This is a genomic window from Trichormus variabilis 0441 (genome assembly GCF_009856605.1).
Taxonomy (GTDB): domain Bacteria; phylum Cyanobacteriota; class Cyanobacteriia; order Cyanobacteriales; family Nostocaceae; genus Trichormus; species Trichormus variabilis.
In genome coordinates this window covers 938889-955791 of the sequence record NZ_CP047242.1, presented here as the reverse complement: position 1 = coordinate 955791, position 16903 = coordinate 938889, and the positions used below count along the sequence as shown (strand labels likewise).

Below are 16903 nucleotides of genomic sequence, written 5' to 3'. Positions count from 1 at the left end.
GGTAAAAGTAAAAAGGCAAAAGTCAAAAGAAAAAATCTTTTACCTTTTTACTTTTTTATCCCCAATCCCCAATTCAACTAGAAGCCAGAGAAATTGTAGCCGACACCTATGAGTAAACCGATATCAGTACTATCGAAGAAGCCAGCATTGATGGCAGCTGTGGCGGTAAATTGAGAACTTAGTGGCAGGTCAATACCACCGGAGGCTAAGAACCCTACTTGGGAGTCATCACCAGTTTTAATGGCTGCACCAATACCGATATAAGGTGCGATCGCTAGGGGTTCACTAAAAGCGTCTGCTGCTTGTAGGGTAAAATCGTAGGTAATGGGAACTAAAATTGTGGTGTTGTTCCCAAAAACTGCTGATGGTCTAATGGAGATAGCATTCGTCAACCCGATTTTGCTAATGGCTGCGAAGTTACCATCACCCAGAGATGAGTCATCACCACTTATGCCAATATTACCCGCAACACCTATATAGCTTCTACCGCCACGAGTTGCTCTACCTGGGTCAATATCTGATTGTGCAATTGTGGATGTAGATGATGGTGTAGCAGATGTTTGGGCAGTAGGTTCTACGTATGCAGGTGCTAGGGTAGCGGATGTAGTAGCTACTGTACCAGGAACAGGTGTGATTATACGATTAGCTTGCTCCTCTGTATTAACACTGGGAAACTGCTGTAATTCCGTTCCATTAGATACAGGATTGGCGATCGCCGATTCTTGACTTTGTGCCTCCGTGTTTGCTGCTACGGTTGCAGAAGATTCGGTCAATTGTTGACTCTCGACAGGACTAACTGTTTGAGCCTGAGCAGAGAAACTAGTACCAACAACTGCCAGAGCAGCTAAACCTGGTAACAACAAAAATTCTTTACGAATAAAAATATTGTTCACGTTCACTCCTAACAAATTAGGTTCCACAATAGATAATTCTAGCAATTGCTCTAAATTCCGAGAATTTCTAGTAATAAGAAAACTCTAGCACCAGAAAATCTATTGTCACATCCTTATATAGGTGGAAATAGGGAATCAATAATTGGTTGCTTACAATAACCCGCGATAACGAATAAACACCAAAATAGCTGCCCAGGAACCCAACGCAACTTTGAGCGCGACTAGGATATTTAGCAACGGTATTACCCCACCACTGAAAAGAGCGCCCATCTCTCCGTGGGGTAATTCTAGTCCAGACAAAGTGATTACCGCTAGGATGATGAAGACTAAAACGGAAATCTTTTCCCAGGTGGCGGCGTGCCAACGCTTGTAAATCGCTTCCATTCGCTCTGGTGATGAGGTAATTGCCACAAGGCCTATTGCCGTGCCACCGGCTACACCAGCCGCAAAACCACCACCAGGAGTTAAATGTCCGCGAATAGCTAACTCGATACTCACCAACGAGGTAATTGTTGCTCCCAAACGCGCCAACACAATAGATGGTTGATCGGTGAAACGATAGATGGCACAGGATGGCCTTTCATTAGCCAGCAAGAAATAAGCACCCATGATGGCGATTGTAAATACTATTACCTCGAAGATAGTGTCATACAACCGATTTCTGAGAATAATGACTGTCACGGCATTGGGTATGCCACCATCTTTAACTATCGATTCCACGATAGAGAAATCCAGTAGTTGTGGTGCAGGATTCGGCAGGACGAGCATTTTTATATACAGTGCTATCCCGGCGGCAATGTAAATCCATTTCATTTATGTTCCTCCCCTGATTCTAGTGTATTTACGTAGGTGAGGACTGCTGCTGGTGATGAAAGTTCGCTTTGCATAATTTCATAGATGCGTTTCACCCTGATGGCGGTCTGGTAGGAGAGGTCTTCAGATCCGTTGTTGTGTTCCAGTCTGCTACAGGTTGCATGGACTTCTTTGTCTATGAGCGCCCGTTCCAAAGCTTGGGTATTGGGATAGGAAACTAGTTCTAGACGCATATAGCGTTTGCCAAAAATTTTGCGTAACTCATCCATGAGTTGCCCAAAACTACTTCCCGCATCACTTACTGAGTCCTCAATGATACCAAGACGCATAACTAAGGATGAACGAACAGCGATCGCATACAAAGTTATTGCCAACATCGTACCGACCAATGCTTCTGTCAAAGCCACATCCGCCGCACCCAAAAGCGTATAGGCTAAGGCTGCCACTGCTCCCAGGATTCCCCTAATTACCAAGGCATGGTATGGGTTAACTTGTACTATTAGTAGACAAGCAGACAACGGTAGTAAAGCGGTAATGATGTAGATGAAGAGATCGTATTTAGTCATCTTTACCCCCATTACTAGAACAGTATGCTAATACATACCCCAGCATTGTGTTCCACATCGCCAAGCAAATGATACCTAGAATGAGCAACGGCCATTCTCTGGATCTTTGCAAGAGCAACCCAAATACAATACTAATTGAGCCAAGGGTATCCGACACTGAAAGAGTATGCAGCTTGAATAATACCGATCGCTTACCCAATAGGAAAGATGTCCCCCAAAACCAGAAGATAATGCCTATAAATATGCAGGTATAACTTAAGACATTGATCATATATCACTCATCCGTTTCAGCACATTTGCCAACAGCATTAATCCGGCATTACCTACACTGAGGATAATGACCCCAACAATGCCGATCATCCAATCATCACGTAATACGGATACCATCAAGATGAGAACAGCAGATTTGGAGCAGATGCTGGCTAATGCCAACATTTTTTGCCAGATATGCTCATTCTTCCAAGCCTCATAGATGGGTATGAGCAAAGCCAGAATCATTGATATCAATAACAGGTTCATGGCTTTTTCCTCCGTTGAATCCGGTGTACTTCATACCAGCCATCCTCGTGGTATTTCACAACAATGGTTTTTGGTGTAAAGGTAATGACGAATATATCTAGGAATATAAGTCCGGGTGTCCTTTTGGCAGGGACACGTTCCATAACTATTACTTCTTCATCATGGGGAGTGAAGATGATTTCCAATGCTTCCTTATAGGCGATGGGAAATGCCATGATGCTTTGCCACAAAGCCCGCAACCAATCCTTTAATTTTTCCTGGGTTTTGTCGTTATGTGGCAATAAGAGGGCAATAGCTACACCGATGATGATATTTGCCACACTCAGATTGGCAGTGAGCAGGAACCAAATAGCCAAGCGCAATAAAATATTTAGATATCCAGTCATGCCAATACCATCCAGAAGAGTAGAACTAACATCAGACTCATAAAACCGACCAGATGCTCAAATTGCTCTAGTACACGGGGGAGTTTAATAGCCAATCTTTGAACAATAAACAAATACACTAGCCAGCCAATGCCGATAGTTGCTAGTGGTTTGATAATGTTGGCAACTGTATAAGCGTCGTAATAAACGATATTGGCGACAACCAGCCCACTGAGCAAAAGTATTACCCCTGGCCAGAAACCTGGCTTGACTCCATCTTTTCCTCCACGGGGCAGAAATATGAACTTGGCAAAAGATATAGCAGTTCCTAAGGCTGCAACATTCATAGCGATAACTTGCCAAGGTTCGAGATTCTTAATCGTCAATATTTTTGCTCCAAAGCCGGACAACAAAGGAAAGCCGGATATAGAGAAGCTGGCTATAACTAAGGCAATCCAAACTGAAGTATTGATGGGTTTATGTTGTAATTCCTTAAAACTACGACTCGGTAAGGTACCTGCTATCAAAAAGAGCGCCGATTTAACTAAACCGTGGGTTAGGGCATAAAAACCGCCTACCTTAGGTGCAGCCAGGATAAAACCTAATTGGGAAATAGTGTGAAACGCCAGCATTCGCTTGGTATCTTTTTCAAACATGGCATAAAATACCCCCAGCAGTGCTGTCCCTACACCAAATATCCTGACGATGGGGTCAACTTCATCTAAAATCAGCGCACAACGTACCAGGGGATAGACTCCAGTTTTGACAACAACCCCTGAAAGCAATGCGGAAACCGGTGTTTCTGATTCGGAGTGAGTTAAGGGTAGCCACAATCCCGATACAAATATCCCACCTTTTACCAGTAGCCCCAGAAATATCAGGGCTAGCGCCTCCGGTGGTGCGCCGCGCAAAGAGGAAAAAGCAAAGGAGTGATTGGTTTGATAGGCCAGTACTGCGCCTACCAAATAAAACAACATGGCTACGTTGCTGATAAACAGATAGCGCAAGCCCACCCAAATTGATCTGTCCGTCCGGGGATAGGCAATCAAGAGAAACGCTGCAATCCCGCTTACCTCTAGCGCCACGTATAAGCTGATAAAATCCGTGCAGGCAAAAGCGGCATTAACGCTGCCATGTAACATCATGGTTTGGGCGTAAAAAAAAGCTGTCTTATCACTTTGCCAACAGTAGAGGATAACGGCGATCGTTACCAGGGCGTTAGTGAGGATAAAGTAGCCGGTTAATTCGTCAAGTGTGAGGGTGACACCGAAGTTATCTAGTAATTTTAGTTCTAGGGGCGACTGAGCCACAAATAACTGCGCTGCGTATCCTGCCGAAGCAAGAGCCGCACCCAGGGCGAGGTATTTGTCAAGTTTGGGAACAAGATAAATGATGAACCCCAGTAAAAACGGTAGTGTAATCCAGATGAGGGTAATAGTAGTCATGGCGTATTATTCTTCTCGATTTCGTTGCTTTCCAATGTGGGATTATCCCGTGCCAACTTCATGACACCAACCAGCATTAAGGCTTGAATCGAAAAGCCGATAACGATCGCCGTCAATATAACCGCTTGGGGAACTGGATCGGCGTAAGTTCCCTTTTGTTGACTTGCTAAAATTGGTGTGAACAAACCTTCTCTGGAGGCTATCAATACGTAATAGGCGATCACCCCTGTACTCATGACATCCATTGAGATGATCTTCATGACAAGGCTTTTTTTGAGGATAATGCCGAAAAATCCACATAAAATTGTGGCGAATACGCTTGCTTCTAACACAGGAATCGTCTTTTTAGTAAGGGTTAACCGTAGTTATTTGTAAAAAAATCTATTATTTAAACAAGTTTCACCACAATCAGGGATAAAATTCGGTTAGAGCCTTGAAATTGAGTCATTTCTGCAACTTCTAATGAGAAATGTTGTGGTTGCCATTAAGTAAATTTACACAAAATGGTTGTCACACCAATGACCTTTGGTGTCCCTCTGTGGTTTTACTGACGAGTTTACACGGATTTCATATCAAGAATAGGTGGTATCCGGTACCCAAATCAAGAAATTGCCATAGGTAATCCCTATGGATTGCATACATCAATATTAATGATTAAAAAAAATCCCTCAGAATTTCTGAGGGATTTGAGAGAAGGAGCGTTTTTTCGATGAGAAAACTATGCAGGGCTAGGTTGGGTTCCGTTTTGCAATAGCTGGATGATAGCGGCTTTTTCTAAAATGCCTAGTAGTACACCATTGTCGAGAATTACGGGGAGGGCAGACAATTTTTGTTGTTCTAGTAATTGCACTACTTCTAACAATGGTTGACTAGATTTGATGGTGGTAGATTGAATTGGCCGCATCACCTGTTGAATTTGAGTTTCTGTCCAGGATGTAGTGGGGATGTTTCGCAAGTCATCAAGAGCGATCGCACCTACCAATTGTCCTGCGTTGTTGGTAACTAAAAACCGTCGCCAGTTCTGTCCTTGAACGATTTGATCATCAGCAAATTCTCTCAGGCTAAGATGGGCAGAAACTATAGGGCTATCGGTCGTTACAGCGTCGGCTGCTGTTAAGCCTGTGAGTTTTTCTTGCACTCTGGCAAATTGGGCTGCGTTACCAGCATTTTGTAGCAAGAAGAAGCCAATTAACAGATTCCACACGTTGGCGAAGCTACCAAAATATAGTATGGGGAAAATACCAGAAGCGATCGCCACCCAACCAAATACTTGTCCTACACGACTAGCAAAAGTGACACCTTTATAGGGATTACCTGTTACTTTCCAAACAATGGCTTTAAGGACGTTTCCACCATCCAACGGTAAGCCAGGAATCAGGTTAAACAATGCCAAAGCTAAGTTTACAGAAGCCAGAACTCCCAGAATTGCTGCCAATGGCCCTGTAACTGCCGTAGTCACACCAATTGCCGTGACGATACCACACAATAATAAACTGACTAGAGGCCCGGCGATCGCCACCCAAAAGGCTCCACCTGGTGTTTTGGACTCTTTTTCTAAGCTAGCCAAGCCACCAAAGATAAATAGTGTGATGGAATTAACGTTAATTCCTTGACGGATGGCGACAAAGCTATGTCCTAATTCATGAGCGACGACAGAAGCAAACAATAACAACGCCGTTATCAGTCCCAGTCCCAAAGCCATCACCCCAGATAGTTGGGGAAATTCTGCTGAGAGTCCACCGCCATAACTCCAGGTAACTAAACCCAGAACTAAAAACCACGACGGATGGATATAAAAAGGAATACCGAAGAGATTACCAACGCGAATTGTTCCATTCATGTCGTTCACCTTGAATTGCAGAGTGCGAGTTTTTGTTTTTGTCTTCACTCGCTGTTATTAGTGTAACGAAGTGTTAAGCAATTTTAATATTTCTCATGGTAGTGGTGTCCGTCTGTTTAGGTGTGGTTTTTTGGGGTAGGGGACTGGGGATTGGGTGAAAAGTCTGGCGTTGCTGATTAGTGGGATGACTTTTGTCGGGCTACGCCCCGCTAACGCTAACACGCAGAGGCGCAGAGGCGCAAAGAGTAAGAGTTTGAGAAATGGAATTTTTAATTTTCATACCTCAATTCAGCAACGCCAAAAGTCTTTTTGTGTCTAGCTTGGATCATCTATTGATGTCCTAACACTACTGGCGACAGCCATAACAACTAACAACTAACAACTGACAACTGACAACTAACTAATTGCTATATTTAAAGTTGTGATTTTAGGAGTGTCAGCTTTGCCATTTGTTCGCGTCCGTCAGCACGTCAACCCGCTAGCGCAAAAATATCTCACCCCAGCCAATCCTTTGGAATGGGAAAAAGTTTATAGCAGTCCGCACCAACCGCTACACCTGGATATTGGTTGTGCTAGGGGTAGATTCGTATTGCAAATGGCGCAAGTAGAACCCCGTTGGAATTTTCTGGGGTTAGAAATTAGAGAACCTTTGGTAATAGAAGCGAATCAGTTTCGTTCTCAATTAGGTTTATCCAACCTCCACTATTTATATTGCAACGCCAATAATTCACTACAGCCCCTATTATCCTCTTTGCCTACAGGGATTCTCCAACGTGTAACTATTCAATTCCCTGACCCTTGGTTTAAAACTCGCCACGCTAAACGCCGTGTAGTCCAACCAGAATTAGTTCAAGATATAGCTAATTATTTAGCAGTGGGCGGCGTGGTATTTTTGCAATCAGACATGGAATTTGTGGCTGTGGAAATGTGCGATCGCTTTGCTGCCAATCCAGCCTTTAAGAAAGTTGGCTCAGGAGAATGGTTAAGCGAAAATCCCCTCCCAGTGGCGACAGAAAGAGAAACCACTACCCAGAATCGGGGAGAACCAGTTTATCGTGCTTTGTTTGAGAGAATCAGTTAAAAATTCAAAATTCAAAATTCAAAATTAAAGACAGTTGAAGTCGGGGATATTTTACCCTAACTTGCTTAGTGCTGGGGATAGACGGAAAATACTGGCTACTACGGAAATTAATTGGTTGGGATCAATTGGTTTGCATAAGTGATACTGAAACCCAGCTTCTATAATTTGCTGGCGGTCTTCTTCTCGTGAATATGCAGTTAAGGCGATCGCCGGAATTTCTCCACCTTGTTCTGGTGGTAAGGAGCGTAGTTTGCGGATGAGAGTATAACCATCTTGTTCTGCCATACCAATATCGCTAATCAGGATATCTGGTTTTAACTGGTCGATGACGGCTAACGCAGTCTCGACTGATGCACTGGTGGAGGAAATCGCCCCATACTCTTCAAATAAGAAGCCTAAGAAGTTGCGAGTATCGGTTTCATCGTCAACAATGAGAACTTTTAAGCCTGCAAGGGGGGAAGAGTTAGCCCCATCTCCAGAAAAGTTTTCTGTAGGTGCTGGTCGAGGTTCCCGATTTTCTTGGATGAGGGGAAATCTCACAGTAAAAGTGGCTCCTTTGCCCACACCTGGACTTTCTGCCAAAATCGTACCTTTGTGCAGTTCCACTAAATGGCGAACAATTGCCAACCCTAGCCCTAATCCGTTATGCGATCGCGTGGTGGTACTATCTGCTTGGCGGAAACGCTCAAAGACTTTAGGGAGAAATTCACGTTCAATGCCAATTCCTGTATCGATAACTTGGATTTGAGCATGAGTCAAATCATCAGATAATCCACCACTTATCCCTTCTAATCGGATTTCCACCTTACCTTCTTTCGGTGTGAACTTAATCGCGTTAGTCAGAAGATTCCAGACAATTTGCTGTAATCTGGCAGAATCACCACTGACAGGACTTAAGGTGTAGTCAAGCGCAGTGTTGATGGTCATACTTTTTGTATCTGCTAGAGGACGCACTGCTTCTAGAGCCGCTTCCACCACAGTTGTCAAGTTGACAGGAGATAAATTTAGCCGCAGTTGGCCGCGAATAATCCGGGATACATCTAAAATATCTTCTATTAATTGCACTTGTGAATTAGCATTACGTTCAATTGCTTCCAAGGCTCTGGCTGTGGCTTTTTCGTCTAGTTTTTTGGCACGGAGAATTTTTGACCAGCCCAACATGGAAGTTAGGGGGGTGCGGAGTTCATGGGAGAGAACAGCCAAAAATTCATCTTTCATCCGATTCGCCGCCTCTGCTTCTTGTCTGGCGGTTTGTTCGCGGATTACTTGAGCGCGAATTTCTTCGGATTGCTTACGGGCGGTAATATCTTCAAGTGTACCGACATGGCCAAGTAGTTCACCATTCCCAGAAAGCATTGGTGAGGAGCGTACTTGCACCCATCGCAGGCTACCATCAACTGTTTGAAAGCGGAATTCATCTGAATAGTCGCCGCCTTGATCAATATAAGTAGACCAACTAGCGATCGCTCTTTCCTGATCTTCTGGATGCACAGATTCTAGCCATCTTTTATCTAGACTCTCTGTCGCATCCAAGCCACAAATTGCTTGATAGCGGGGATTTGTATATTTACAACATCCTGCGGTATCGGTTTCAAATATACCTATGGGTGAACAGGTACTTAAAGAACGGAAGCGTTCTTCACTTTGTCTTAGTTCGGCATTAATCGCCGCTAGTTGCGCTGCTTGACGTTGGATGGCTTGAGTTTTCTTAAAAAGTTCAACAAATACTGTCACCTTAGAAGTGAGAATATTTGCATCTATGGGTTTGAGGAGATAATCAACCGCCCCTAGTGCATAACCCTTGAATAGCATTTGGTCACTGGTACTGAAAGCCGTGAGAAAGATAATCGGAGTTTGGCGCGATCGCCCACGATTACGAATGAGGGTGGCTGTTTCAAAACCATCCATCCCCGGCATCTGTACATCTAACAAAATTACTGCAAAATCTTGATGCAGCAGACACCGCAAAGCTTCCTCCCCAGAAGTCGCCCTGACTAAATTAGCGCCTAGACGCTCCAAAATTGCCTCTAGTGCCAGTAAATTTTCCACTTTATCATCCACTAGGAGGATGTTGACTTTGGGTTCTGGCTGCATGAGTTCATTTCCGTGTAGAGTAACCAAGATTTACGAGTAGGGGAGAAATCTCTGCAAGTGACACAATCCAGTCTACTGTAACGGCAGATATTGCTGCTGTCGGCATGATGGCGCTGGCGGCTGTGGAGGGTTCCTGCACAACAGTGATACCCCCCTTAGCTTTGATTTTTTTCAGCCCTTGCATACCGTCCTGATTAGCCCCTGTTAATATTACACCAATGACTTGTTCCCCATAAATATCGGCAGCTGACTCAAACAGTACATCAATAGACGGTCTGGCATAAGAAACAGGCTCATCAGTAGACAGCGCAAAATAACCGGGTTCAACCAATAAATGATAATCTGCTGGAGCTAGGTAAACTTGTCCTGGTAAAATTTCATCTTTATCTTCCACCTCTCGAACAGGCAGCAAAATAGATTCTTGGATCATTCCCCTAAGAGTGCCATCAGAATCTTTATGACGATGTTGAACAATCGCCACTGGAAGTTGGAAGTCAGCAGGTAAATTTCCGAGAACAGTTTGCAGTGCTGATAATCCCCCTAAAGAAGTGCCAATAACTACAATTTTATAAGACACTAGTTTAGCCTCCGGTAGAGTTTCTCACCTTTGGCTATTTCTTCATAATACTGCTCGTAAGGAGTGAATCTAATAGATTCTTGCTTTCCTAAACCCAATATGCCAAAGCTGCATAAACTGTTGTAAAAAAGTGTGTGTACACGTTTTTGCAGTATCTGATTGAAGTAGATTAAAACGTTCCGGCAGAATATAACATTAAACTCATTAAAAGAACTATCCGTAGCTAGATTATGCTGGGCAAAAATAATATTTTCTCGTAATGATGCACGAAATATCGCATGGTCATAAGCCGCCGTGTAGTATTCGGAGAAAGATCGCTTACCACCTGCTTTTAAGTAAAGCTGAGTATATTCCTGCATCATTTTGAGCGAAAAAATCCCACTTTTGGCATTTTGTAATACTTTCTCATTAGTGTCGGTTGCATAAATCCGGCAACGGTGGTAAAGATTTTCTTCCTGTAGGAGGATTGCCATTGAGTAAACTTCCTCTCCACTAGAACAGCCAGCGTGCCAAATGCGAATAAATGGATAAGTGCGGAGGATAGGTACAACTTGATTTCTGAAAGCCAGATAGAAACTGGGGTCACGAAACATAGATGTGACATTTACCGTCAAACTCAGCAAAAATCTTTCCAAGCAAGCGCGATCGTGCAGTAGTTGTTGTTGCAATGCCGAAATGTTATCTACACCCTCCAAGCGCATAAAGCTGTGAATGCGGCGTTTGAGCGAAGACACAGCATAGTTGCGGAAGTCATGACCGTAGTATTGGTAAACACCTTCTAACAACAACTTGATTTCTATATCTTCTAAGCTGGGTTTGGGCAAAATCATAAACAATTCAACATTAAAAATTAAGAAAACACTCACAGAGTGAGTTTTTCAGCTATTGATTGGAGAGAGTTTCACAGTTCATCGGCTAATGAAAACTTTAAGATATGAATTTGAGCCAACCAAATAATTATTGACCTAAATATCTTGATTAATAACTTGGTAAAGTATAAATTTTGTCTATTTACACTAAGAAAAATTTATTTATGTGTTTTTTCATGAAGATAATAGCTGAAAACAGTAAGATCCCCCTGAATTATTCAGGGGGAAAACTTCTAGGAAGGTATCTAATATTTACTTATCAGTCAATAGTATGAAACTTATGCGTACTTCAGGAGTTTAGTTATAGTTAAGCACAAAGATGCCGATTATGAACAGTATATTGATGATAAATTAACTACATATTATGATGGTAGCGATCGCTAGCCTCAGCTGTGGTTGGCCAAAAATAATCAAAAGGAAAATATGGTCAAACTCATCCTCATTACTGGTGTCAGCCGAGGTCTGGGTTACGCTTTGACAGAGCGTTTTATTCAAGAAGGACATACGATTATTGGTTGCGCTCGTTCCCAAGTCACAGTCGAGAAATTAAGCCACAAATTTGGTTCACCTCACAACTTCGCCGCCGTGGATGTAGCAGATGAGGCACAGGTAAAAGCTTGGGCAGAACTTATACTCAAGGAATACGAACCACCAGACCTATTAATTAATAACGCGGCAATTGCTAATCAACCAGCACCTTTATGGGAAGTTCCCTCTACGGATTTTTCCCAATTGATTGATATCAATATCAAAGGGGTTGTGCATATAATTCGCCACTTTGTACCTGCAATGGTACAGAAGCGACACGGCATTATCATTAACTTGAGTTCCGGCTGGGGACGCTCTACTTCACCCTTGGTTGCTCCCTATTGTGCCTCTAAATGGGCAATTGAGGGGTTAACTCGTGCTTTGGCGCAAGAACTACCTGCTGGGATGGCGGCTATTCCCCTCAATCCAGGGATTATTCACACAGATATGTTAGATATTTGTTTCGGAGAAGAAGCTGTCAATTACCCACTGGTTTCTCAATGGGTATTAAAAGCCGCTCCCTTCATTCTCCAGTTGAAACCCACCGATAACGGTGTACCCCTGACTGTTCCCAGTTGAAATTAATGGTTAGGAGCAGGTGGGTAAAGGAAGCAGGGGGAGCAGGGGAAGCAAAGGGGAAGCAGAGGGGAAGAACTAATGACAACTGACAACTGACAACTGACTAACGATACAGCCAAACTCTTAGTAATGAGAGTAATTGTTCGGTGTCTACGGGTTTGGTGATGTAATCGGAAGCACCAGCTTCAATGCACTTTTCCCGATCGCCTGGCATAGCTTTGGCGGTTAAAGCAATAATGGGTAAGGTGCGGAATTGCTTTTGTTGACGGATACTCCGGGTGGTTTCGTAACCGTCCATTTCTGGCATCATCACATCCATTAACACGGCGTTGATATCAGAGTTGGCTTGTAGTAGTTCTATGCCGTCTCTACCATTTTCGGCAAATAATACCTGCATTTGATAGCTTTCTAACAAGCTGGTGATGGCGAAGATATTTCGCAGGTCATCATCGATAATTAAGATTTTGCGATTTGCTAAAATTGGGTCGGTTTGATGTAATTGTTCGAGTATTTGGCGTTGTGGCTGGGGTAAATTTGCTTGTACTCGATGCAAAAATAGGGAAGTTTCGTCTAGTAACCGTTCAGGCGATCGCACATTTTTAATAATGATACTCTCTGCTAGTCTCCTAAGTTGCGTTTCTTCTTGACGGCTGATTTCTTTGCCTGTGTACACAATAATTGGTAATTTCACGAGATTAGGCTCTTGTTTGATTTGCTCTAGCAGTTCTAAGCCACTCATATCAGGTAAACCAAGATCCAGAACTATACAATCAAAGTGCTGCGATCGTAAAATTTCTAAGGCTGCGGCTCCTGTATTCACAGCCATACTCTGCACATCACCATTACCAATCAGTTCGATAATACTTTGGGCTTGCACAGGATCATCTTCTATCACTAAAAGACGTTTTACTTTGCGGTCAATAAAGCTTTTGATTTCTGTTAACGTATGATTTAGTATTTCTGGAGAGACGGGTTTTTGTAAAAAAGTAATTGCCCCTAGTTGTAACGCCCTTTGTTCGCGGTCATCAACAGAAAGTATATGCACAGGAATATGTCTAGTTTGAGGATCATGTTTGAGGCGGTCTAACAGCGTCCATCCATCCATATCTGGCATATAAATATCTAGAGTAATGGCATTGGGCTGATATTGTTGTGCTAGGGCTAAACCTTGTTTGCTGTTTAAAGAAACAATAGCTTTAAAGCCTTGTTGCCTCGCCATATCTAGCAAAATTCGAGCAAATTTATCGTCATCATCTATGATGAGTAACAGGCGATCGCCTGGTTGAATTATCCCTCGATCATCGGCGATGGTATTAGTAAGAGCAATGGGTTGTAAATTTTCTGGAGATACTGGTGGTAGCTGGTGCGGGGGGGATGATGTCTGCTGTTGTGAAATTACTTTTGTTTTATTCTCTGGATAAGTTTGAGGTAAATATAGGGTAAAAATGCTTCCCTGTCCTGGCTGACTGACTAATCCGAGCCTACCACCCAACATTTGAGTTAGTTCCCGGCTGATGGATAAACCTAAACCTGTTCCTCCATACTTGCGGCTGGTTGTACCATCTACTTGCTGAAATGCTTCAAAAATAATTTGTTGCTTCTCCTGGGGAATACCAATACCTGTATCACTAATGGCGAAAGTAATCATAGGATGATTGGTATTAATTTGATCTAAGCCAATTCTTAAAGTTACCCCTCCTTCCTCGGTAAACTTCAAAGCATTAGCTAAGAGATTTTTCAAAATTTGCTGCAAGCGTTTAGGGTCGCTGAATATTGTTGACGGCAATCGCTCATCAAGTTCAATACTAAAACTTAGTCCTTTATCTTGGGCGACTTGCCGGAAAGTCCGTTCTATATAATCATGCAAATCAGCAAAATCTATCGGCTCTAGTTCTACTGATAAAGTACCCGACTCAATTTTTGCTAAATCTAAAATATCATTAATTAACTCTAAAAGATCAGTTCCTGCCGAGTAAATTGTTTGGCTATATTCTACCTGTTTATTACTTAAGTTACCGCTTGAATTATCTGCTAGGAGTTTAGCTAGAATTAGCAGGCTATTAAGGGGTGTCCGTAACTCGTGGGACATATTTGCTAGGAACTCTGATTTATATTTGGAAGATAAGGCTAATTGCTCTGCCTTTTCTTCGATGAATTTTCTCGCTTTTTCAATCTCCTGATTCTTGCGAGCAACTTCACTATTTTGAATTTCCAATAATTCTGCTTTCTCTTCTAGTTCTTCATTCAGTTGCTGTAACTCTTCATTAGATTGTTGCAACTCCTGTTGCTGCTGTTTTAATAGTAATTCCGAATTTTCTAAATCCTGTGTTTGCTGTTCTAGAAGTTGATTGCTTTGTTTCAGTTCTGCGGCTAAAGCCACAGATTCATCTAAGAGATTTTGCGTTTGGGCGCTAGCATAGATACTATTTAAGAATACACCAATGACTTCGCTAAATTGGTCGATAAATGTCAAATGCAATTCACTGAAACGACGAAAAGAAGCAATTTCAATCACAGCGATTACTTCTGTTTCAAACAGCACTGGTAATACAATAATATTTAGTGGTAAAGCTGCTCCCAAGCCGGAACTAATGCGGATATAATCGCTGGGAACTTCAGTTAAAAGAATCCTTTGTTTTTCTAAGGCGCATTGTCCTACTAATCCCTCACCCAATCGCACCAAATTAGCTAAATGTCGGCGCTCATTATAAGCGTAGCTACCGGTTAATTTGAGTATAATCTCATCATGATTTCTATCAATCACATAAAATACACTTTGCTGAGACTCTACTAGTGGCGTTAGTTTTGACAAAATTAAACTAGACACACTTTCGAGGTTGCGCTGTCCTTGCAATAGCTGAGTAAATTCAGCCAAATTAGACTTGAGCCAATTTTGCTCCTCATTTTTTTGGGTTGTAATGCGTAGGTTAGCCACCATTTGGTTAAATGTACGTGTCAGGATACCAATTTCATCTTGGCGGATGCTATTTGGTAAAGTAACGGCTAAGTCTCCGCTAGACATTCTCTCTGCTGCATGAGAAATTTGCTGTAATGGAAAGGAGATATGTCTAGTCAATAAATACCCAATTAAAGCGAGGATGAAAGAGACAAGTGGAATGCTATAAGTGATAGTGGCAAGAGTATTATTGGCAGCATTTTGTGCCATTGCTGTTCGCTGCTCTAATAATTTCAATTCTTCAGCATTCATCTGCTGACTGATACTCCTGATTTGTGCCATTATCGCTCTGCCTCTATCTGATAGTATAGATTTTTGAGCAGCTTCAAAACCTTGATTTTGTCGTAAATCAAGCACGGTTTGCATCACAGATATTCTTTCATTAATTAGTGGCTCTAATCTAGAAATATAGCCATGTTGTTGAGGATTGTCTGATGTTAATTTTTGCAGTTCTTTAATTCTTATATCTAAAGACTTTGTGGCTTTTTGATAAGGTTCTAAATAGCGTATTTCCCCAGTAATAATATAACCCCGTTGCCCACTTTCTGCTGTGGATAACAAACCATTAAGGTCGGCAATTTGCCTGAGTACTTGGTAAGTATGTCGTTCTTTATGGGAAGCAACAATTAGTTCTTGAATACTTTGATAAGAAACAAAACCTATTGTACTCAGAATAGTGATGCTAATAGTAAATCCCGCTCCGATTTTAGAGCCAATTTTGAGACGGTTAAACATTATTACAGGATTATTTTCAAGCTAAGGTTGCTGTTACTAATTAATATCCGCAGTTCACGCAACTACCTAATAACTAAGATATAACGAAAAGGTTGACTAAAAGTATTGATTGTTAATCGCAGATGAGACAAGGTATTTTTTTCAATTAAAAGCTAGAAAATTATAGGTTAAGTAAAATTAACGTTTACGCTTCCTAGTTAAGAATGCTACAAACAAAATTGTATTCTCAGGGTTTTTATGCAGTGCAAGCATCGGAACCTTATACAAACACTTGTTTTTCATTATTTGTCAATTAAATATCCAAGTATAAAATTTTGAGGTAATTGATGCTTCATCAGCAGTTTTGCATATCTATTTTGACTAGCTTAGTAACCATTATTGCTTACCCGGCGTTAACCTATAATCCCTTTCTGACACCATCTACTTTGCCCATAGTCTCAACAGATAGTCCAACTTTGTTAGCAGCAAGTTATCTTTCACCATTAGAACAGCAGGTGATTGAAGAAATGAACAAAGTGCGGACAAATCCTAGATCATATGTACCTATAATAGAAAATTATAGAAAACGTTTCCAAGGTAATCGGGTGAGAATTTCTAGTAATACTTATCTTGTTACCCAAGAAGGAGTCAAGCCGGTAAATGAGGCGATCGCTTTTCTCAAGTCAGCCCGTCCTGTGGGAAAATTAAGAGCATCGAAGGGAATGTCTTTAGGTGCTAGAGACCATACGAAAGACCAAGGCCCAAAAGGTGTAACTGGTCATAATGGTAGCGATGGTAGTACCCCCTTCACTCGCATTAATCGCTATGGAAAATGGCAAACCACGGCGGCGGAGAATATCAGCTACGGCCCAAATACTGCTCAAGATATCGTTATGCAATTGATTATTGATGATGGCGTACCATCACGCGGTCATCGTACTAATATTTTTAATGGTGCTTTTAAGGTCGCGGGTGTTGCTTACGGTGATCATAAAGTTTATAGGACGATATGTGTGATTACTTATGCAGGTGGGTTTTTGGAAAAATAAGGGAATAGAAACTAG

16 protein-coding genes are annotated in these 16903 nt (G+C 42.1%); 3 read left to right on the top strand and 13 right to left on the bottom strand.

Going from position 1 to position 16903, the window contains the following annotated elements; genetic code table 11:
• Nucleotides 1–77: 77 nt before the first annotated feature.
• From GSQ19_RS03735 to GSQ19_RS03695, 9 genes are all read right to left on the bottom strand, one after another.
• On the bottom strand, nucleotides 78–899 hold the full coding sequence (locus tag GSQ19_RS03735) for a hypothetical protein (protein ID WP_104010065.1): 822 nt from the start codon (nucleotides 897–899) through the stop codon (nucleotides 78–80).
• Between the two features lie 144 nt (nucleotides 900–1043).
• Nucleotides 1044–1706 carry a Na(+)/H(+) antiporter subunit B gene (locus GSQ19_RS03730; protein WP_011321449.1) on the bottom strand — a complete coding sequence of 221 codons (663 nt, stop codon included), beginning with the start codon at nucleotides 1704–1706 and terminating at the stop codon, nucleotides 1044–1046.
• Complete coding sequence (locus GSQ19_RS03725; RefSeq protein WP_011321448.1) at nucleotides 1703–2272, bottom strand: DUF4040 domain-containing protein; 570 nt, start codon at nucleotides 2270–2272, stop codon at nucleotides 1703–1705. The genes GSQ19_RS03730 and GSQ19_RS03725 overlap by 4 nt, the downstream gene beginning before the upstream one ends.
• The gene (locus tag GSQ19_RS03720) at nucleotides 2265–2543 is read right to left on the bottom strand and encodes a monovalent cation/H(+) antiporter subunit G (RefSeq protein WP_041456489.1); all 279 of its coding nucleotides are present in this window, start codon (nucleotides 2541–2543) and stop codon (nucleotides 2265–2267) included. Before GSQ19_RS03720 ends, GSQ19_RS03725 begins: the two co-directional genes overlap by 8 nt.
• Complete coding sequence (locus GSQ19_RS03715; protein WP_011321447.1) at nucleotides 2540–2791, bottom strand: hypothetical protein; 252 nt, start codon at nucleotides 2789–2791, stop codon at nucleotides 2540–2542. The genes GSQ19_RS03720 and GSQ19_RS03715 overlap by 4 nt, the downstream gene beginning before the upstream one ends.
• A complete protein-coding gene (locus GSQ19_RS03710; RefSeq protein ID WP_011321446.1) occupies nucleotides 2788–3177 on the bottom strand; it encodes a Na+/H+ antiporter subunit E in 390 nt (129 codons plus the stop codon). Before GSQ19_RS03710 ends, GSQ19_RS03715 begins: the two co-directional genes overlap by 4 nt.
• Nucleotides 3174–4601, bottom strand: coding sequence for a cation:proton antiporter (locus tag GSQ19_RS03705; RefSeq protein ID WP_011321445.1), 1428 nt, complete (start codon nucleotides 4599–4601; stop codon nucleotides 3174–3176). Before GSQ19_RS03705 ends, GSQ19_RS03710 begins: the two co-directional genes overlap by 4 nt.
• Nucleotides 4598–4933 carry a cation:proton antiporter subunit C gene (locus tag GSQ19_RS03700; RefSeq protein WP_011321444.1) on the bottom strand — a complete coding sequence of 112 codons (336 nt, stop codon included), beginning with the start codon at nucleotides 4931–4933 and terminating at the stop codon, nucleotides 4598–4600. Before GSQ19_RS03700 ends, GSQ19_RS03705 begins: the two co-directional genes overlap by 4 nt.
• A gap of 386 nt (nucleotides 4934–5319) precedes the next feature.
• Nucleotides 5320–6441, bottom strand: coding sequence for a site-2 protease family protein (locus GSQ19_RS03695; protein ID WP_011321443.1), 1122 nt, complete (start codon nucleotides 6439–6441; stop codon nucleotides 5320–5322).
• A 433-nt stretch (nucleotides 6442–6874) separates the two neighbouring features.
• Here GSQ19_RS03695 and trmB point away from each other — a divergent pair, with 433 nt between their 5' ends.
• Complete coding sequence (gene trmB, locus GSQ19_RS03690) at nucleotides 6875–7522, top strand: tRNA (guanosine(46)-N7)-methyltransferase TrmB (protein ID WP_011321442.1); 648 nt, start codon at nucleotides 6875–6877, stop codon at nucleotides 7520–7522.
• Nucleotides 7523–7573: 51 nt separating this feature from the next.
• On the opposite strand, the gene GSQ19_RS03685 is transcribed toward trmB, so the two are convergent.
• The 3 genes from GSQ19_RS03685 to GSQ19_RS03675 are packed head-to-tail and all read right to left on the bottom strand — an operon-like array spanning nucleotide 7574 to nucleotide 11023.
• The gene (locus GSQ19_RS03685) at nucleotides 7574–9616 is read right to left on the bottom strand and encodes a hybrid sensor histidine kinase/response regulator (protein WP_011321441.1); all 2043 of its coding nucleotides are present in this window, start codon (nucleotides 9614–9616) and stop codon (nucleotides 7574–7576) included.
• A 4-nt stretch (nucleotides 9617–9620) separates the two neighbouring features.
• Complete coding sequence (locus tag GSQ19_RS03680) at nucleotides 9621–10193, bottom strand: chemotaxis protein CheB (protein ID WP_011321440.1); 573 nt, start codon at nucleotides 10191–10193, stop codon at nucleotides 9621–9623.
• A complete protein-coding gene (locus GSQ19_RS03675) occupies nucleotides 10193–11023 on the bottom strand; it encodes a CheR family methyltransferase (RefSeq protein ID WP_011321439.1) in 831 nt (276 codons plus the stop codon). The genes GSQ19_RS03680 and GSQ19_RS03675 overlap by 1 nt, the downstream gene beginning before the upstream one ends.
• 462 nt (nucleotides 11024–11485) lie before the next feature.
• Between GSQ19_RS03675 and GSQ19_RS03670 the strand changes: the two genes are divergently transcribed.
• Complete coding sequence (locus tag GSQ19_RS03670) at nucleotides 11486–12169, top strand: SDR family oxidoreductase (protein WP_011321438.1); 684 nt, start codon at nucleotides 11486–11488, stop codon at nucleotides 12167–12169.
• 103 nt (nucleotides 12170–12272) lie between these two features.
• Here the strand turns inward: GSQ19_RS03670 and GSQ19_RS03665 are convergent, their stop codons facing one another.
• Nucleotides 12273–15860 (bottom strand): response regulator, encoded by a 3588-nt coding sequence (locus GSQ19_RS03665; RefSeq protein WP_011321437.1) that lies wholly within the window; start codon nucleotides 15858–15860, stop codon nucleotides 12273–12275.
• Between the two features lie 326 nt (nucleotides 15861–16186).
• Here GSQ19_RS03665 and GSQ19_RS03660 point away from each other — a divergent pair, with 326 nt between their 5' ends.
• Nucleotides 16187–16888 (top strand): CAP domain-containing protein, encoded by a 702-nt coding sequence (locus GSQ19_RS03660; RefSeq protein ID WP_011321436.1) that lies wholly within the window; start codon nucleotides 16187–16189, stop codon nucleotides 16886–16888.
• The last annotated feature ends 15 nt before the right edge of the window (nucleotides 16889–16903 follow it).